16 protein-coding genes and 2 riboswitches are annotated in these 18,497 nt (G+C 66.0%); of the genes, 11 read left to right on the plus strand and 5 right to left on the minus strand.

Annotation, left to right across the window (positions count from 1 at the left end):
• Positions 1–214 precede the first annotated feature (214 nt).
• The 9 genes from EJB06_RS04015 to EJB06_RS04055 all read left to right on the plus strand — a co-directional run bounded on the left by EJB06_RS04015 (position 215) and on the right by EJB06_RS04055 (position 10,549).
• Positions 215–880, plus strand: a complete 666-nt coding sequence (locus EJB06_RS04015) for a response regulator transcription factor (RefSeq protein WP_126072703.1) — start codon at positions 215–217, stop codon at positions 878–880.
• Positions 877–2,220 (plus strand): sensor histidine kinase, encoded by a 1,344-nt coding sequence (locus tag EJB06_RS04020; protein ID WP_126072704.1) that lies wholly within the window; start codon positions 877–879, stop codon positions 2,218–2,220. Before EJB06_RS04015 ends, EJB06_RS04020 begins: the two co-directional genes overlap by 4 nt.
• A 166-nt stretch (positions 2,221–2,386) precedes the next feature.
• Complete coding sequence (locus tag EJB06_RS04025) at positions 2,387–2,968, plus strand: GspH/FimT family pseudopilin (RefSeq protein WP_164557807.1); 582 nt, start codon at positions 2,387–2,389, stop codon at positions 2,966–2,968.
• A gap of 16 nt (positions 2,969–2,984) precedes the next feature.
• The gene (gene pilV, locus EJB06_RS04030; protein ID WP_126072706.1) at positions 2,985–3,434 is read left to right on the plus strand and encodes a type IV pilus modification protein PilV; all 450 of its coding nucleotides are present in this window, start codon (positions 2,985–2,987) and stop codon (positions 3,432–3,434) included.
• The gene (locus tag EJB06_RS04035; protein ID WP_126072965.1) at positions 3,431–4,252 is read left to right on the plus strand and encodes a PilW family protein; all 822 of its coding nucleotides are present in this window, start codon (positions 3,431–3,433) and stop codon (positions 4,250–4,252) included. The genes pilV and EJB06_RS04035 overlap by 4 nt, the downstream gene beginning before the upstream one ends.
• Positions 4,252–4,800, plus strand: coding sequence for a pilus assembly PilX family protein (locus tag EJB06_RS04040; protein ID WP_126072707.1), 549 nt, complete (start codon positions 4,252–4,254; stop codon positions 4,798–4,800). Before EJB06_RS04035 ends, EJB06_RS04040 begins: the two co-directional genes overlap by 1 nt.
• A 32-nt stretch (positions 4,801–4,832) precedes the next feature.
• The gene (locus EJB06_RS04045) at positions 4,833–8,342 is read left to right on the plus strand and encodes a pilus assembly protein (RefSeq protein ID WP_164557808.1); all 3,510 of its coding nucleotides are present in this window, start codon (positions 4,833–4,835) and stop codon (positions 8,340–8,342) included.
• The gene (locus tag EJB06_RS04050) at positions 8,339–8,758 is read left to right on the plus strand and encodes a type IV pilin protein (protein ID WP_126072709.1); all 420 of its coding nucleotides are present in this window, start codon (positions 8,339–8,341) and stop codon (positions 8,756–8,758) included. Before EJB06_RS04045 ends, EJB06_RS04050 begins: the two co-directional genes overlap by 4 nt.
• A 114-nt stretch (positions 8,759–8,872) precedes the next feature.
• On the plus strand, positions 8,873–10,549 hold the full coding sequence (locus EJB06_RS04055; protein WP_126072966.1) for a peptide chain release factor 3: 1,677 nt from the start codon (positions 8,873–8,875) through the stop codon (positions 10,547–10,549).
• A 27-nt stretch (positions 10,550–10,576) separates the two neighbouring features.
• Here EJB06_RS04055 and EJB06_RS04060 read toward each other — a convergent pair whose 3' ends face one another.
• Both EJB06_RS04060 and EJB06_RS04065 read right to left on the minus strand, forming a co-directional pair.
• Positions 10,577–10,987 (minus strand): cupin domain-containing protein, encoded by a 411-nt coding sequence (locus EJB06_RS04060; protein WP_126072710.1) that lies wholly within the window; start codon positions 10,985–10,987, stop codon positions 10,577–10,579.
• Entirely contained in the window at positions 10,984–11,340 is a 357-nt protein-coding gene (locus EJB06_RS04065; protein WP_229426926.1) for a hypothetical protein, read from the minus strand. Before EJB06_RS04065 ends, EJB06_RS04060 begins: the two co-directional genes overlap by 4 nt.
• Before the next feature lie 196 nt (positions 11,341–11,536).
• Between EJB06_RS04065 and EJB06_RS04070 the strand changes: the two genes are divergently transcribed.
• Both EJB06_RS04070 and EJB06_RS04075 read left to right on the plus strand, forming a co-directional pair.
• Positions 11,537–11,989, plus strand: coding sequence for a cache domain-containing protein (locus EJB06_RS04070; RefSeq protein WP_370660111.1), 453 nt, complete (start codon positions 11,537–11,539; stop codon positions 11,987–11,989).
• Between the two features lies 1 nt (position 11,990).
• Positions 11,991–13,610, plus strand: a complete 1,620-nt coding sequence (locus EJB06_RS04075; protein ID WP_126072711.1) for a methyl-accepting chemotaxis protein — start codon at positions 11,991–11,993, stop codon at positions 13,608–13,610.
• A gap of 13 nt (positions 13,611–13,623) precedes the next feature.
• Here the strand turns inward: EJB06_RS04075 and gcvP are convergent, their stop codons facing one another.
• The 3 genes from gcvP to gcvT all read right to left on the minus strand — a co-directional run bounded on the left by gcvP (position 13,624) and on the right by gcvT (position 18,185).
• Entirely contained in the window at positions 13,624–16,521 is a 2,898-nt protein-coding gene (gcvP, locus tag EJB06_RS04080) for an aminomethyl-transferring glycine dehydrogenase (RefSeq protein ID WP_126072712.1), read from the minus strand.
• A 103-nt stretch (positions 16,522–16,624) separates the two neighbouring features.
• Positions 16,625–17,005, minus strand: a complete 381-nt coding sequence (gene gcvH / locus EJB06_RS04085) for a glycine cleavage system protein GcvH (RefSeq protein WP_126072713.1) — start codon at positions 17,003–17,005, stop codon at positions 16,625–16,627.
• A 61-nt stretch (positions 17,006–17,066) separates the two neighbouring features.
• A complete protein-coding gene (gcvT, locus tag EJB06_RS04090) occupies positions 17,067–18,185 on the minus strand; it encodes a glycine cleavage system aminomethyltransferase GcvT (protein ID WP_126072714.1) in 1,119 nt (372 codons plus the stop codon).
• A gap of 72 nt (positions 18,186–18,257) precedes the next feature.
• Positions 18,258–18,362, minus strand: a riboswitch (glycine riboswitch).
• An 18-nt stretch (positions 18,363–18,380) separates the two neighbouring features.
• A riboswitch (glycine riboswitch) is annotated at positions 18,381–18,466 on the minus strand.
• Positions 18,467–18,497: the final 31 nt, after the last annotated feature.

An 18,497-nucleotide genomic window follows, 5' to 3' on the forward strand; every position in this document is an offset into this window, starting at 1 on the left:
CTGGCAGTCGCCCCCCTGTAGGTTCAAAGCATAAATCCTTGTGGGCCTGGTCCTACTGGGGGAAATCGCGAAAAATGGTCATTTTGCCCACATTTTAAGGTGGGTGAACGCACGGAAGTTGCACAAAACCGGCCTGGCGGCCCGCGCCAGCCCTTGGAGGCCGGCCCTGCCATGCCCCATAATATGAATATCGCAACTTACTGAAAGCCACGGCATGCACGTATTACTGGTCGAAGACGATGCCGTGCTGGCCGATGGCCTGACCCGCCTGCTGCAGGGACACGCCATGATGGTCGACGTGGTCGGCAGCGGCACCCAGGCCGACCAGCTGCTGCAGCGCACCGAGGTGGCGGTGGTGGTGCTCGATATCGGCTTGCCCGGGATCGACGGCTTCGAGGTGGTGCGGCGCCTGCGCGCGCGCGGCAGCGCCGTGCCGGTCCTGCTGCTGACCGCGCGCGACGCCATCGAAGACCGCGTGCGCGGCCTGGAACTGGGGGCCGACGACTACCTGGTCAAGCCCTTCGCCACCGCCGAACTGGTGGCGCGCATCAAGGCCCTGGCGCGCCGCAACACGCCCAAGCCGGTCACCCTGTCGCTGGGGCGGCTCACGCTCGACACCTACACCAAGCGCGCCCGCATCGACGAGCGCGTGATCGACCTGTCGGTGCGCGAATGGGCCGTGCTCGAATACCTGCTGCAGCACGGCGCGCGGGTGGTGTCCAAGCAGCAGATCATCGACGCCATCCTGCCCTGGGGCGAGGAAGTGACGCTGAACGCGGTCGAAGTCTATATTTCGCGCCTGCGCCTGAAAATCGCCGACGCCGGCATCAGCATCCGCACCATCCGCGGCTTCGGCTACATGCTCGAACAGCATCCATGATCAGCATCCGCCTGCGCCTGCTCAAATGGCTGATCGTGCCGATCCTGATGATCAACCTGGCCGGCGCGGCGCTGACCTACATGCTGGCCTGGATTCCGGCCCAGCTGGCCTTCGACCAGAGCCTGGTGGACGCCGCCGGCGCCCTGGCGGCGCGCCTGCGCCCCGGTAACGGGCGCGCCGAGATCGACCTGCCGCGCCAGGCCGAACAGGTGCTGCGCGCCGACGACGACGACGTCCTGTATTTCATCGTGCGCGGCGGGGACGGCAAGGCGCTGGCCGGCGACAGCGATTTTCCGGTCCTGGCCACCCCCGGCGCCCAGGCGTACGACGACATCATCCGCGGCGAAGCGGTGCGCGTGACCAGCCGCATGGTGCTGGCCGGCGGCGAACCGATCCGCATCGGGGTAGCCAAGACCTTACGCAAGCGCAAGCAGATCCGCGCCGCCACCGTGCGCGCGCTGGTGCTGGTCGAATCGCTGTTCACCCTGGCGCTGGTGGGGCTGATCTGGTTTTCGGTGACCAACGGCCTGCAGCCGCTGGCGCGCATGCGCGCCAACCTGGCGGCGCGCGAGGCCAACGAGCTGGCCGCCATCGACGACGCCGCCATTCCCTACGAACTCGGTCCGGTGGTCAGCGCCTTCAACGAACTGCTCGACAAGGTGCAAAGCGGCGCGCGCGCCCAGCACGACTTCCTGGCCGATGTCGCGCACCAGCTGCGCACGCCGCTGGCCGGCCTCAAGCTGCAGCTCGAATGGCTGGGGGCGCGCCACCGGGGCGACCCCGACACCGTGCACTCGGTGCGCCTGATGCTGCTCTCGAACGAGCGCATGATCCGCCAGACCAACCAGTTGCTGGCCCTGGCGCGCGCCGAGCCGGCCCGCTTCGAGAAAAACCGCCTGGAACGGCTCGACCTGGCCGTGCTGGTCGAGCAGGTGGTCCAGTACTTTGTCGACGAAGCGGGCAAGAAGCGCATCGATATCGGCTTCGAGCTGGCGCCGACGCGCGTCAGCGGCGACAGCTTCCTGTTGCGCGACCTGATCGATAACCTGATCGACAATGCGGTGCGCTACACCCCTGACGGCGGCACCGTGACGGTACGTTGTTATCCGGACGGCAAGTTCGGCGTGCTGGTGGTGGAAGACTCCGGCCCCGGCATCCCGCCGCACCAGCGCGGCATGGTGTTCCAGCGCTTCGTGCGGCTCGACGACAAGATCCCGGGGAGCGGCCTGGGCCTGGCGATCGTGCGCGATATCGCCCAGGCCCACGGCGCCAGCGTCGAACTCGGCAACGGCCCCGGCGGCGCCGGCGTGCAGTTCACGATCCGCTTCCCCGCCTTCTGAAACACGGGCCGCCAGGCCTGTTGTTTTTATCTCTTGTGCAAGGGTTTACTTCACCTTGTCAGCCTTCTGTCAGCCTTTACTCAGGGTAATGCAAGCTTCGCTGTTTATAATTGGCAACAACAGGGGCATTCCGTCCCCCATTCATTTATTTCGAAGGTTCAGGATGATGTTATCTGAGAAACCCCATCAGGCCGGTTTCACGCTGATCGAGTTGCTGACCGCCTTGGCCATCGTCGGCATCGCGAGCGCGATCGGCATGCCGATGTTGAGCCAGTTCGTCGAGGGCGCGGCGGTCTCGACGCAGACCGACGTGATGCTCGATTCGCTCAACTTTACCCGCACCGAGGCGGTCAAGCGCAACACCCGGGTGACCATGTGCCGCACCACCACCGGCAGCGACTGCACCAGCACTGCGGCGGCCGGCGACTGGCGCGGCGGCTGGGTCATCTTCGTCGACGACAGCACGGCCGGTAACACCGGCGTCCTCGATGCCGGCGAAACCGTGCTGCGGGCCCAGTCGGCCTTCTCGGGAGGCAGCAAAATATTGTCTACGGGCAATGTGCAGGATTATGTGTCCTACACCAGCAATGGCCAGAGCCGTTTCGACAATACGACTGCGCACGCGGGCAGCTTTTTTTTCTGCAGTGGGTCGGGTAAGTCCAAGCGCAGGACGATCACGCTGACGGCCGGAACGGGATGGATCGGCACCAAGGTCCTCGATATCTCGCCCAATTGCACCTCAGCTTAAACAGGAGATTGAAAAGATGCGACGTCAACAAGGTTTTTCGATGCTGGAAGTGCTGGTCGCCATGCTGGTGATCGGCATCGGCATGCTCGGCATTGCCGGGCTCATCATAACCAACCTGAAAAACAACCAGAGCGCCTATGCGCGCGGCCAGGCCACCATCCTGGCCAACGACATCGTCGACCGCATGCGCGCCAACCGTACGGTCGCCCAGGCCGACAAGACCAAGTACGAGATCCTGGTGACGGCCGATTCGCCGACAGCCAAGGGCACGGTCCACGAGGCCGACGTCTCCGAGTGGCGCAAGGCATTGTCGGATTCGCTGAAGGACGGCAAAGGCGGCATCTCGTTCGCGAACAACGGCAACGTGGTCGTCACCATCCAGTGGGACGACAGCCGCGCCAGCAAGGACAGCGGCGCCACGGTCGGCAAGTCAACCCAACAATTCGTTCTGGAGACCCGCTTATGACACGCCGTCCAACGAGCGCGCCCGCCCTGGGCGCCCGCAAGCAGCACGGGCTGGGGCTGGTCGAGGTGATGGTCGCCATGACCATCGGCCTGATCCTGCTCGGCGGGGTGGGCTATATGTTCATCGGCTCCAAGCAGATGAACACGACCCAGACCGATATCGTGCGGATACAGGAAAGTACCCGCAATGTGCTCGACATCATGGGGACGGCCGTGCGCCAGGCCGGCTACCGGCTCAATACCAACCTGCCCGCGATCTCGGCAGACAAGATCAGCGGCCGCACCGTTGGCGGCTCGGACATCCTGATCGTGCGGCACGACCCGAACTGGGTGGTTGACGCAGTCGCCGCGCCGGCGGTGCCGAACCGCTTCCTGGGCAGGGAGAGCAATTGCGAGGGCGTGACGGTGACCTCGGACAATGCGCTCGATCCGGCCGAGGCCACGCCCCAGGTCAACAACAACCTGGTCGTCTACCAGTTCAGGGTCGTCGACGGCCAGCTGCGCTGCTACGCCGACGACGCCGATGCGCCGGCCGGCAATGGCGTGGTGGTGGCCGACCATGTCGAACGCATGAAGATCAGCTACGGCATCGGCAAGGGCGGTGAAGTGGTCGACAAATACGTCGAGGTGCCGACCGCCGAGGAGTTCGCCAAAGTCAGCGCGGTGCGGGTCAACCTGCTCATGCGCGGACCGTCCAAGGGCGTTGTCATCGGCACGCAAAAAGTGCAGTTCAACGGCGAGGAAGTGAGCAGCAATGACGGGCACCTGCGGCGCGTCGTCACATCCACCTTCACAGTGCGCAACGGGGTGAGGTTTTAATGTCTAAAGTTAAATTTTTCCGGCCGCGCGCCGCGCAAGCGGGCGCCGTCCTGGTCACCGGACTGGTGTTCCTGGTGGTCCTGACCATGTTCGTCCTGGCGCTGGTGCGCAGCGGGACGCTCGAAGAACGCATGGCCCGCAATGCGCGCGACCAGCAGGTGGCGCGCGAGGCGGCCGAAGCCATGTTGCGCGATGCCGAAGCGGTGTCGTTCAGCAAGCCGCCCTTCGATCCTTACGATTCCTCCCAGTTCTCGAAGACCTGCAAGAACGGCTTGTGCCTGAAGCCGGTCGTGGCGGCCGGTTGGGACAAACTCGACTGGAAGGATGCCAGCCTGACCAGGGGCTTTTCCAAAGCGGATCAGCACGTGGGCAAGGTCAGCGTGCAGCCCCGTTACATTATTGAAATGATCACCGCGCCGGTCAAGGTGAACACATGGTGCGAGCCCGGCATTGCGCGCATCACCGCACGCGGAGAGGGCAACGGCGGCGCCGTCGCCTTTTTACAGACCACGATCCGCTATCGTCCCACCGCTACTCATTGCGACTAGTACTGCCACCATCATTCTGCGGGAGAATTCTCATGCAACTAAAAACAAAAATCGCCACCGGGGCGGGCCTCGTCGGCCTTGCCACGGCGGCTGTGGTCGCCGTCATGGCGGCCGCGCCCTTCGAGCCGGCGAAGTCGCCCATCGGCTACGTCGGGCAACCGGTCGCGTCCAGCACCAATGTCAGCGATGGCAAGGCGCGGATGTTTTCCATCGATTACAACGCGGGCGGGCTCACCGGCAACGTGCATTCGTACAAGATCGGCACCAACGGCGTCATCATTCCCGGCGATCTCTGGGACGGCGGCGCTGCCGGCGTGCTGGCCCTCAAGATGTCGGATCCGCAGGCCAAGCGTAGCATCGTGACCATGAGCGATACGGCCACGCCGGCCGGCATTCCGTTCGCCTGGCCGTCGCTGTCGGCAGCCCAGCGTACCGCGATCGACCCGGCCGTCGCCGCCACCAGCGGCAGCACCAACTCGCCGATACTGAACTACCTGCGTGGCGACAAGACCGGCGAGGGCACCACCTACCGCACCCGTGCCGGCTGGTACGGCACCATCATCCATTCGACGCCGGTGTACTGGAAAGACGCGGCCGGAAACGAAACCGTATATGTCGGCGCCAACGACGGCATGATGCACGCCATCGATGCCGTCAGCGGCGACGAGCGCTTCGCCTATGTACCCAAGGTCTTGCTGCCAAGGCTGTCGGTCCTGGCGAGCAAGACCTACACGCCGCAGTATTTTGTCGATGGCCGTCTCGATGTGCGCAAGTTCGCCAGCAAGACGGTGCTGGTCGGTACCCTGGGCGGCGGCGGAAAAGGCATTTACGCCCTCGACGTGAGCAACGGCGCAACCGCGGACGAGAACGCGACGGCCGCCAAGGCCCTGTGGGAAATCACGGACAAGTCCACCGGTTTTGCCAACCTCGGCGATACCTACAGTGCGCCTGTGCTGACCCGTCTGCTGAAGAAGCGCGCGACCGCGCCGGGCGCCGAGGACGAGTACTACGACGCCCTGGTGATCGGTAACGGCTACAACAACAAGGGCAATGGCGGCGCCTCCCTGTATGTCATCAATGCCCTGACCGGCGCCTTGATCAAGGAGTTCACCACCAGCGGCGGCTCGGTGACCGAGCCGAACGGCCTGTCCTCGCCCTCGCTGTGGGATACCGATGAAGACGGCACGAAGGACACCGCCTACGCCGGCGATATCGACGGCAATATGTGGAAGTTCAATCTGAACGACCTCAGCTCGACGCCGGTGCAGCTGCATGCGCGGGAAGACAGCAATGCCGCGCGCGCCATTACCTCGGCCCCGGGCCTGACGGCGCACCCGAATGGCGGCGTGCTGGTGGCCTTCGTGACCGGCCGCCTGCTTAACACCGCCGACCTGACCGACACCGACACCGTGCACTACGCGTACGGCATCCGCGACACGGCGGACAAGAGCGGCGCACTGATTACCCAGACCCTGACCGAATACACCTTCGGTAGCGGCGAGAGCGCCATCCGCGTCCGCACGGCCACCGACGAACCGATGGACTGGACCAAGAAGCGCGGCTGGAAAGTGGCCTTGCCGAAAGGCGAACGCGTGGTCGGCGACGGCATCTTCATCAAGGGCGACGTGTTCCAGTTCTTCAGCACCAACCCGACCGTCAGCACCACGGCCAAACCACCCGGCGAGAACTGGTGGATGCAGCTGAACTGGCGCAATGGCGGCAGCACCGGCGCGGTCATTTTCGATCTGAACGGCGATTCCAAGTTCAACACCGTCGATACCGTCCAGGATCTGAACAAGAAGATGCTGCATCCTGTCGGACGCCACATGGGCGGCGGCGTGCGTTCCCAGCTGGTCGGCTTTTCTGCGCTCGACATCGATGTGTTCCAGTCCAACTTCGACCAGAACGACGCACCGAAGCCCGACCAGGTCGAGGTCAAGACAGAAACGGTCGGCGGCGGGCGCGGCGTTGCCGGCGGCCACTTCGATACCGATATTTTCTGCTATGACAAATGCGGCGGACCGGAGTCCAAATTTACCTCGGAAAACTATGCGACGGACAGCAGAGCCTACGGCGGGGTGTTCTCGCGCGGACGCGAGGCGACCACCGGCGATGTGGCTAACCTGAACTATATTCACGTCCACGAGTACGACGATATCTACGATGTGCTGGGCCTGAACCTGCTCCATCCTAGCCAGGATCAACAGCGCCTGTCGAAAGTGCTGGAGGGTAGCTCGACCGACAGCTACGAGCCGAACTTCCCGGCGCTGAGGGACAGCAACACCGGTGCCAGCACGGCAAAGGTGATCTCGACCTCGTCATGGGCAGAGGGCAGCGCGAACAGCAAACCGGTCAACTACAGCGACTACACGAACGGACCTGCAACCCCGGTCGGCCAAGCGACCTCGGCTCCCGACGCGGACGGCAATCTGGTCAGGACCAGTGTGGTGACGTATACGACCACCCGTACCTCGTACGAGTTCCAGAAGTTTACCGTCACCAGGCGCGGCAAGCACGAGTTCGAGTACCGTACCGTGGTCAGCACATGGACCACGACCCAGACGACGACCATGGTGACGCCGAATACGCGCTTCAAGGTCTTGCTGGCGAACCAGGCCAATTCGCCGGCGATGGAAATCAGTATCGATGGCGCAGAAGCCGCGGCAACCAACGCCACCTACAAGGGCAATGTCAGGGGCTTCCAGACAAGCGCGGGATTGACGGTCGCCTCGATGCCGACATACAAGTTGAATGCCATCAAGGATTTGACCCTGTCGATGCCGCTCGAAGCGTTCGTGATCCGGGACTGGGCGAATAACGGCGTCCTGCGCAATGGCGTGCATCCGATCAGGCCGCAGTGTGCCGGTGTCGCCGCACCAACCTTCCGGTACGGCAAAAACGGCGAGTGGCGCAACGGTGCGCTGACCGTCCAGGTGGTCAAGGCCGACATCGCCCAGGGCGACATCCGCCTCAATGTGGCGAACAAGCCCGAATTCGGCTATCGCCTGGCGACAGACAAGCTGAAAGACAAGCTGATCGCCGAGTACCTGATCTTCTGGCATAACCCGCCGAAGGATAGCAATACGCCGACGCCGTGCATGGACGACAGCAACTGGACCATGAAAGTACCGCCTGATAACAAGGCAGGTACGGCGATCCAGGGTATTCCGGCAGCGGGTGCGCGCGATCCGCAAGGTAAGTTCCAGCAAGGCGATGGCGATCCTCCGCCGCCGACCAAGCCGGCCACCAATCCGCCGCCGGTAGTGAAGCAGAACGAAGATGGCAGCACCACCACGACGACCATTGTCTACAAGGACCTGGCGGGCGGCGGCTATACGATCGAAACCACCGTCAAGATCAGCTGGCCGAATTCCGGCGGGCCGTTGACCGGGATTGTGACGGGCGGTGCCGTCAGTAGCGGCAAAACCGATCCGGGCTGCACGGTCGACTGTGTGCCGACCAAGCCTGGCGTGATCCAGCCACCGGTCGAGCAGCAAGCGGTCACCCTGGGCCGCATCAACTGGCGCGAGTTGCAGCGATGAAGCGCACCTCATCGCATCGGCCGGCACGCGGCTTCACGCTCATCGAGGTGATCATCACGGTGGCCATCGTTGGCATCCTGGCCGCGGTCGCCGTGCCGTCGTACACCAAAAGTGTCCAGAAGACGCAGCGCTCGGTCGCCAAGGGCATCGTGATGGAGCAGGCCCAGTTGCTCGAACGTTTCGCCACGGCGAGCGACAAGGGCACCTTCGCCGGGGGGCCGAAGGGCTCGCTGGTGTCGCCGAAAGGCGCCACCGGCGACGCCATACGGTACAACATCGCCACGGCCATTCCCGACGATGGGAGCACGTACAAGGTGACCGCAACGCCGACCACGCAGCAGGCGTCCGACGAATGCGGCGCCCTGGCCATGGACCACACCGGCAAACAGACGGCCGCCAAAGACGGCTGCTGGTAAATCGGCTGCAGGCCGCGGGCGCGGTTCTCCGCCGCGCCCGAATCAGTTCACACGAGCGGGGCAAGTATCGGTAAAATCGTGGGTTTTGTGCGAGGCCATGTTATGGCTGAGAATATGGCCAACGATACCGATACTTCCCTTCCCGATTCCGACCTTCCCGATCCGGATCTTTCCGCACCGGGCGCCAAGCCCGCCCCCGCCGCGATTGCGCGCGAAGTGGCGCGCCGCCGTACCTTCGGCATCATTTCCCACCCCGACGCCGGCAAGACCACGCTGACCGAAAAGCTGTTGCTGTTTTCGGGCGCGATCCAGATGGCCGGCACCGTCAAGGCCAGGAAGAGCGGGCGCCATGCGACCTCCGACTGGATGGAGATCGAAAAGCAGCGCGGCATTTCCGTGGCCAGCTCGGTGATGCAGTTCGAGTACCGCGAGCACGTCATCAACCTGCTCGACACCCCGGGCCACCAGGACTTTTCGGAAGACACCTACCGCGTGCTCACCGCCGTCGACTCGGCCCTGATGGTGATCGACGCGGCCAAGGGCGTGGAAGCGCAGACCATCAAGCTGCTGGCCGTGTGCCGCATGCGCAACACCCCGATCGTCACCTTCATGAACAAGATGGACCGCGAAACGCGCGATCCGCTCGACCTGCTCGACGAACTCGAATCGGTGCTCAAGATCCAGTGCGCGCCGGTGACCTGGCCGATCGGCATGGGCAAGAACTTCCGCGGCGTGTACCACCTGCTGCGCGACGAAATCATGCTGTTCAAGGCCGGCGAAGAAAAGGCCGACGGCGCCTTCGAGATCGTCAAGGGCATCGACAATCCGAAGCTGGCGGCCATGTTCCCGCTCGAGATCGAGCAGCTCAAGATGGAAGTGGAGCTGGTGCACGGCGCCTCGCACCCGTTCGACCTGGAACAGTTCCTGGCCGGCGTGCAGACCCCGGTGTTCTTCGGTTCGGCGATCAACAATTTCGGCGTGCGCGAGATTCTCTCGGCCCTGGTCGACTGGGCCCCGGCCCCGCGCGAGCGCGACGCCACCGTGCGCGTGGTGGCGCCCGCCGAACAGCCGTTTTCCGGCTTCGTCTTCAAGATCCAGGCCAATATGGACCCGGCCCACCGCGACCGCATCGCCTTCCTGCGCGTGTGCTCGGGACGCTTCGAGCGCGGCATGAAGGTCAAGCACCTGCGCCTGGGGCGCGAGATCAAGGTCTCGTCGGTGGTCACCTTCATGGCGTCCTCGCGCGAGCAGGTCGAGGAAGCCTACGCCGGCGACATCATCGGCTTGCCGAACCACGGCAACATGCAGATCGGCGACAGCTTCTCGGAAGGCGAGATGCTGCAATTTACCGGCATCCCGTACTTCGCGCCGGACTTCTTCCGCTCGGTGCGCATCCGTAATCCGCTCAAGATCAAGCAGCTGCACAAGGGCTTGCAGCAGCTGGGCGAGGAGGGCGCGGTGCAGGTCTTCAAGCCGGTCCAGGGCGGCGAGCTGGTACTGGGCGCGGTCGGGGTGCTGCAGTTCGAAGTGGTGGCCAGCCGCCTGCTCAACGAATATGGCGTCGACGCCGTGTTCGAAGGCACCAGCATCAGCAGCGCGCGCTGGGTCAGCGGCGACGACAAGCGCATCCTGGCCGACTTCGAAGCGGCCCTCGGCCACAACGTGGCCTACGATGCGGCCGGCAACATGGCTTACCTGGCGACCTCGAACGTCAACCTGCGCCTGACCGAAGAGCGCTGGCCCAAGCTGACCTTCCACGCCACCCGCGAGCACGCGGTCAAGCTGGCGTAAGGGACGGACCAGCCGCCGCCCCGCACGCTATTGTGCGGGCGTGGCGAGCGGCTTGTCTTTATCGACCACGAACACGCCGACCAGGCGCATCGTGCCGCCGCCCGGGTTGTGGGCATCGTGCACCACCCCGGCCGGCACCACGAAGGCGTCGCCCGCGCGCAGCAGGCGCGGCGGCGCGCCGTCGACCAGCAGCTGGCCTTCTCCTTCGAGCACGTAGCCGATTTCATCGCCCGCGTGGGTGTGGCGGCCGGCGCGCGCGCCGGCCGCCAGCTCGACCCGCATCACCACTGCGTCGGCACCGGCAAACGAGGACGGCGCCCGGTGCACGGGCGTGCGCACGATGCCGCCGCCGGCCGATGCCGGGGCCGGCGGGGGCGCGGCGCAGCCGGCCAGTGCCAGGGCCAGGCCCGGCAGGCAAACCGAAACAGGCAATCTCATCGCGCCTCCTTCGCCGTGCGCGCCATGCTGCGCCCCAGCAGCCAGGCGTCGAGCACGCTCCCCAGCCAGCACAGCAGCATCACGCCGGCGGCGATATTCATCAGCGGCGACGCCATCTCGCCCTGCTGGTGCAGGCGCTCGGCGATCAGCACCGGATCGGCCGGCAGCGCGCCGCGCAGCACCTCATCGACCATCAGCGAGGCGCTGTCCATCGCCTGCTTGAAAAAATACACGGCCGCGACCAGCGCCGGCACGATAAACAGGCAGGCGCGCGCGCGCCGGCCCAGGTAATACTGGCCGGCGCCCGGAAACACCAGGCCCGACAATAACAGGGCGACAACTGAACGGTCCATCTCTCTTCCTCGACTGTGTGGCGCGATCCGCACGCTTGATCCTGCGCAAACGGCAAGCCGCTCGAACGCGTAAATTGAGCTATGCGCTCAGGAAACATTGCGCCAACTCATTTTGCGCAGGCTGGCTGGCAGGCCATCATACCTGCGCCGGCGCCCGCATGCGCGTTCACCGACGTTGAAGGATATCACTGTGAAGATTCTGATCAAGGCCGGCCTCGCGCTGGCCTGTCTCTGGGGCGCGGCGCCAGGCGGCGCGGCGGCGGCCGAGCCGAGCGAAAAAGATGCGGTGGCGCTGGCCGAGAAGGGCGCGCGCTTCATGCGCCTCAAGGGCAAGGAAGAAATGATCCGTCTGATCAATGCGCGCGACCCCGAATACAATTACGGCGCGCTGTACCTGGCCATGCGCGACCTGGGCGGGATCACGGTGGCCCATCCGACCCTGGCCCTGATCGGCAAGGACTTGCGCGACGTGCCGGACGCCGACGGCAAGCTGTTCCGCCACGAAATGATCGCGATCGCCAACGGCCCTGGGCGCGGCTGGGTCGACTACAAGTTCAAGAACCCGGCCAACGGCAAGGTCGAGGCCAAGACCACCTACGTGCTGCGTATCGGCGACGTGGCCCTGGAAGCCGGCGTCTACAAGCGCTGACATGCTCGAACGCCTGCGCATCGGTCCCAAGCTGCTGCTCGCGCCGTGCATGGTGCTGCTGCTCCTGATCGTCTCTTCCGGCAGCGCGTGGTACGCGATGGTGCGCCAGAACCAGGCGGTCGACACGATCGTGGGCGAGCGCGCCGCGCGCATCCGCGAGGCCGGCGCGCTGGCGAGCGAGGCGCAGCAGGCGCACGCGCGCATGTACCAGCTGCTGACCTGGATCGGCGCCAGCATGTCGGCGCCGCGCCTCGAGGCGCTGGGACAGGATATCTACCGGCGCCACGCCGCCATCGAACGCAGGTTCGCGGCCCTGGCGCGGCGCGGCGGCGCCGCTGCCGGGCAGCGCCTGGTCGGCCAGTCCGCCGCCGCCCATGCCAGCTATGTGCGCGCCATCCTCGACGTGATCGAGCTGTCCCAGGTCGATCACTCGATGAGCGCGAACGCCATGTCCAAGGCGGAACAGCGCTTCGAGATCGTCGCGGCGCGGCTGGCCGAGCTGGCGCGCTTCGAGCAGGATCTGAGCGAGCAGGCGTCGCGCCGCGCGGCCGCCGATTTTGCCGCGCTCTCGGTCCTGATGCCGCTGCTGGTGGTGCTCTCGGCCGGCGCCACGCTCGGCATCACCGTGCTGGTGCGGCGCGCGCTGCTGCGCGGCGTGGCCGGCATCGGCGAGGCCGCCGGTGAACTGGCGAGCGGCAAGCTGACCCTGAAAAAGCGCAGTTACGGGCGCGACGAAATCGCCGACACCGCGCGCACGCTCGACGCGGCCATCGGCACCCTGAACGCGACCCTGAAAAGCGTGCTGGCCTCGGCGCGCTCGATCGACGCCGCCTCGCGCGAGATCGCGGTGGGCAGTGCCGGCCTGTCGAGCCGGACGGCCGCCCAGGCGGGCGTGCTGAAACAGGCGGCCGAGGGCGTCGGCGCGCTCGGCGCGGCGGCCGGGCCCGCCTGCGAGAGCGCGCGCAGCGCCAACCTGCTGGCCGACCACACCGCCATGCAGGCACTGTGCGGGGGCGGGGTGCTCGACCGCCTGGTGCTGACCATGGCGGCGCTGCGCGCCAGCGCCCAGCGCGCGGCGCAGCTGGTCGGCGTGATCGACCAGCTGGCCGGCCAGACCGATGCGCTGGCGCTCAATGCGGCGCTGGAAGCGGGCCGCGCCGGCGAACACGGCGCCGCCCTGGCCGCGGTGGCCGGCGACGTGCGCACCCTGGCGCAGCGTTCGGCCGGCGCCGCGCGCGACATCAGGGAGCTGATCGCGCAGGCGCTGGCCGACATCGACGGCGGCAGTGCCAGCGCCTCGGAAGCGGGGCTGCGCATGGCGGGCATCGCGCAGTCGGTGCAGCAGGTGGGGGACATGGTGGGCCGGCTCGGCCAGGCCAGCGCGGGCCAGGCCGGCGGCATCGGGGCGGTGAACGAGGCCATCGTGCAGATGGACTTGATGACGCGCCAGAATTCGGTGCTGGTGAAAGAGGCCGCATCGGCCGCGCAACGCTTGCAGGACCAGGCGCTGAGCCTGTCGCAGGCGGTCAGCGGCTTCCAGCTCGACGAGAGCGCGGCGGATGCGCCAGGGCCGCCGAAAAAAGCCGCGCCGCATCTGCGGCTGGCTTCACGGCGGCCCTGAGGCGACTGCCGGATTACTCGTAGTCGCTGATCGGCGCGCAGCCGCAGAACAGGTTGCGGTCGCCGTAGACATTGTCGGCGCGGCCGACCGGCGGCCAGTACTTCTGCTTGCGCAGCGACGCCACCGGGAAGGCGGCTTGCTCGCGGCTGTACTTGTGCTCCCAGACGTCGGCGGTGACCACTTCGGCCGTGTGCGGCGCACCCTTGAGCGGATTGTCCATGCGGTCGTACTCGCCGCGCTCGACCTTCACGATTTCGGCGTGGATGGCGATCATCGCATCGATGAAGCGGTCCATCTCGGCCTTCGATTCGCTTTCGGTCGGCTCGATCATCAGCGTGCCCGGGACCGGGAAGCTCATGGTCGGCGCGTGGAAGCCGAAGTCCATCAGGCGCTTGGCCACGTCTTCGTTGCTGATGCCGGTGGCATCGGTGATCGGACGCAGGTCCAGGATGCATTCGTGCGCCACCAGGCCGTCGTGGCCCGTGTACAGCACCGGATAGTGGGGCGCCAGGCGGCGCGCGATGTAGTTGGCCGCCAGGATCGCGGTTTCGGTGGCGGCGGTCAGGCCTTCGCCGCCCATCATCGCGATGTACATCCACGAAATCGGCAGGATGCTGGCCGAGCCGAACGGCGCCGCGCTGACCGCGCCGATGCCGGCCTGGTCGCGCGTGTAGCCGGTCGAACGCTGGTTCGGCAGGAACTTGGCCAGGTGCGCGCCGACGCCGATCGGGCCGACGCCCGGGCCGCCGCCGCCGTGCGGGATGCAGAAGGTCTTGTGCAGGTTCAGGTGGCTGACGTCGCCGCCGAAGCTGCCCGGCGCGGCCACGCCGACCAGCGCGTTCATGTTGGCGCCGTCGATGTAGACCTGGCCGCCGTGCGCATGGATGATCTCGCACAGTTCGGCGATGCCTTCTTCGAACACGCCGTGGGTGGACGGGTAGGTGACCATCACGCAGGCCAGGTTGGCGCTGTGCTGTTCGGCCTTGGCCTTGAGGTCGGCCAGGTCGACGTTGCCGCTGGCGTCGCAGGCGGTGACGACCACCTTCATGCCGACCATGTTGGCGGACGCCGGGTTGGTGCCGTGCGCCGAGGAGGGAATCAGGCAAATGTTGCGGTGGCCTTCGCCGCGCGACTCATGGTAAGCCTTGATCACCAGCAGGCCCGCGTACTCGCCCTGCGAGCCGGCGTTCGGCTGCAGCGACACGGCCGCGTAGCCGGTCAGCGCGCACAGCATGTCTTCCAGCTGGCCGATCATTTCGCGGTAGCCGACCGTCTGCGCGTCCGGCGCGAACGGGTGGATGTTCGAAAACTCGGGCCAGGTCACCGGAATCATTTCGCTGGTCGCGTTCAGCTTCATGGTGCACGAGCCGAGCGGAATCATGGTGCGGTCCAGCGCCAGGTCCTTGTCGGCCAGGCTGCGCAGGTAGCGCAGCATTTCGTGTTCGGCGTGATAGCGGTTGAAGGTCGGGTGGGTCAGGTAGTCGCTGGTGCGCGCCAGCGCCTCGGGGAAGGCGTTCTGCGCGCTCGCATCGAAGGCGTCGAAGTCGGGCGAGGCCGGGGCGTTCGGGACGCCCTGCGAGAAGATGGTCCACAGCAGCGCGATGTCCTCGCGGGTGGTGGTTTCGTCGAGCGAGATGCCGACGTGCCGCTCGTCGACCTTGCGCAGGTTGACGCCGTGCTCGATGGCGATGGCGTGCAGTTCGCCCGCGCGCGCGCTCTTGACCGTCAGCGTGTCGAAGTAGGTCTGGTTGGCGATCTCGTAGCCGAGCTGGCCGAGCTTGGCGGCCAGGATGGCGGTGAAGCGGTGCACGCGCCGGGCGATGCGCTGCAGGCCTTTGGGGCCGTGGTAGACCGCGTACATCGAGGCCATCACGGCCAGCAGGACCTGCGCGGTGCAGATGTTGGAGGTGGCTTTTTCGCGGCGGATGTGCTGCTCGCGCGTTTGCAGGGCCAGGCGGTAGGCCTTGTTCCCTTGCGCGTCGATGGTCACGCCCACCAGGCGGCCGGCCATGCTGCGCTTGAATTCGTCGCGCGTGGCCAGGTAGCCGGCGTGCGGGCCGCCGAAGCCGAGCGGCACGCCGAAGCGCTGGCTGTTACCGACGACGACGTCGCAGCCCCAGTCGCCGGGAGGCGTCAGCAGGGTCAGTGCCAGCAGGTCGGCGGCGGCCACCACCATGGCGCCGGCGGCGTGCAGTTTTTCGACGGCGGCGCGGTAGTCGCGCACATCGCCGTTCACGCCCGGGTACTGGATCAGGACACCGAAGCAGGGCTCGGACAGGCCGCCGATGTCGGCGGCGGCGATGGTGCGCACTTCCACGCCGATCGGCTGGGCGCGCGTCTGCACCACTTCCAGCGTCTGCGGCAGCACGTCGTCGGCGACGTAGAACACGTTCGAGGCCGATTTGCCGACGCGCTGGATCAGGGTCATGGCTTCGGCGGCGGCGGTGCCTTCGTCGAGCATCGAGGAGTTGGCGATGCCCATGCCGGTCAGGTCGGTGATCATCTGCTGGAAGTTCAGGATCGCTTCCAGGCGGCCTTGCGAAATCTCGGGTTGGTACGGGGTGTAGGCGGTGTACCAGGCCGGGTTTTCGAAAATATTACGCAGGATGACGCCCGGCGTGTGGTTGTTGAAGTAGCCCTGGCCGATCATCGACTTCATGACCTTGTTCTTGGCGGCCAGCGCCTTGAGCTTGCCCAGCGCAGCCTGTTCCGGCATCGGATCGAAGAACTGGCCCAGTTCCAGCTTGCTCTTCTTGCGGATGTTGGCGGGCACGATGGCGTCGATCAGCGCCGCGCGCGACGGATAGCCGAGCGTGGACAGCATGGCTGCCTGTTCGGCGGTGGACGGGCCGATATGGCGCGGGATGAACGAATCGCGTGCTTCGAGTTGGGTCAGGCTGGTGCGGGTCATGGTAGTGGGAGCCGGTAGTGGAGCCGAAAAAAAGGGACTGCTGCCGCTGGATGCGGCGGCGAACTGAAAAGAAAGGCCGCCCGGACAGGACGGCCGGTGCTGCTTATTCCGCGGTGGCCTTGCCGTATGCCGCGGCGTCGAGCAGGCCGCCGATGGCGCCGGCGTCGCTCGGCTTGAGCTTGAACAGCCAGGCCGCGTAGGCGTCGCTGTTGATCGAGTCCGGCGCGTCGGCGACGGCGTCGTTGACGGCGATGCACTCGCCCGATACCGGCGCGTAGATGTCGCTGGCCGCCTTGACCGACTCGACCACGGCGGCGTCGTCGCCGGCGGTGAAGACCTTGCCCACTTTCGGCAGTTCGACGAAGACGATGTCGCCCAGCGCGTCCTGCGCGTATTCGGTGATGCCGACGGTGAGGGTGCCGTCAGCTTCGGCGCGTACCCATTCGTGGGACTCGGTGTATTTCAGGTCGGCTGGGATGTTCATTGTGTTTGCTCCAAGAGGTCGCGATAGGTGTAATTACTAAATGGGTGTGCTGTTGCCCGCATCAGGCAGCGAGGATTTTACCGTTTCGCACGAACGGCAGCTTGATCACGCTGGCGGCCAGCTTCTTGTCGCGGATCTCGACGTGCACGGTGTCGCCCACGGCCACGCCCATCGGCACGCGCGCCAGCGCGATCGCTTCCTGCATGGTCGGGCTGAAGGTGCCGCTGGTGATTTCGCCGCTGCTGCCGTCGGCGGCGACGACTTTCTGGTGGGCGCGCAGGATGCCGCCTTTTTCGCGCAGGATCAGGCCCACGTACTGGGCATTCTGGCCCATGGCTTTCAGCGCGGTCTTGCCGATGAAGTCGCGCTCGGAAACCAGGTCGATGGTCCATGCCAGGCCGGCGTCGAGCGGGTTGACCGTGTCGTCCATGTCCTGGCCGTACAGATTCATGCCCGCTTCAAGGCGCAGCGTGTCGCGCGCGCCCAGGCCGGCCGGCTTGACGCCGGCGGCCAGCAGGGCGTTCCACAGGTTTTCCGCCTGGGATGCGGGGAAGGCCAGCTCGAAGCCGTCTTCGCCGGTGTAGCCGGTGCGCGCCACCATGACGTCGCCGAAGGCGGTGTCCTTGACGATGGCGGCGTTGAACGGCTTGAGCGGCTCGGACGCGGCTTGGGTGGCCGGCAGCACCTGCCAGACCTTGGCGCGCGCGTTCGGGCCCTGCACCGCGATCAGCGCCATCGGCGCGTTGCCGTCGCGGCGCTCGGTGATGGTGACGCCGCTGCCGGTGGCCTCGTTGCGGGCCTTGATCCAGGCCACGTCTTTTTCGGCGGTGCCGGCGTTGACGACCAGGCGGAACCAGGTCTCGCTGAAGAAGTAGACGATCAGGTCGTCGATCACGAAGCCCTGCGGATTGAGCATGCACGAATACAGGGCCTTGCCGGCCGCCTGCAGCTTGTCGACGTTATTGGCCAGCAGGCCGCGCAGGAAGGGGCGGGCGTTCTCGCCTTCGATGTCGACCACGCACATGTGCGACACGTCGAACATGCCGACATCGTTGCGCACAGCGTGGTGTTCTTCGATCTGCGAACCGTAATTGACGGGCATGTCCCAGCCGCCGAAATCGACCATCTTGGCGCCGGCGGCGCGGTGTGCGGAATTGAGCGGGGTCGCTTTAAGCGTCATGGAATCCTCAAGGCAGAGTGAATGGGGGTACGACGAGCAGACGTGGAGCGGCTGTCGCCGTCCCGGTGTGCTTCGCGCCCCTCTGTCCTTGGTACCTGAGAGATAGCGGAAAAAAATCCGCCTGCCCCTTCGGTGGGCCGCCGGCATGTGCCGCGGCCGCTCTCCAGAGTTGAACCGGCGGCGCTGTGCGCCGCCGACCCCTGACCGGTCCTTTTGCCTGAGAGTTTTTGGGTGATGCCCCTTCGGCGGCAGCCTGAGCTGCCCTCTCCCGATCAAGACTGAGGAGGATATGCCAGCAGGGCGGAACTGTCA

The organism is Massilia atriviolacea, assembly GCF_003953935.1.
Taxonomy (GTDB): domain Bacteria; phylum Pseudomonadota; class Gammaproteobacteria; order Burkholderiales; family Burkholderiaceae_D; genus Telluria_A; species Telluria_A atriviolacea.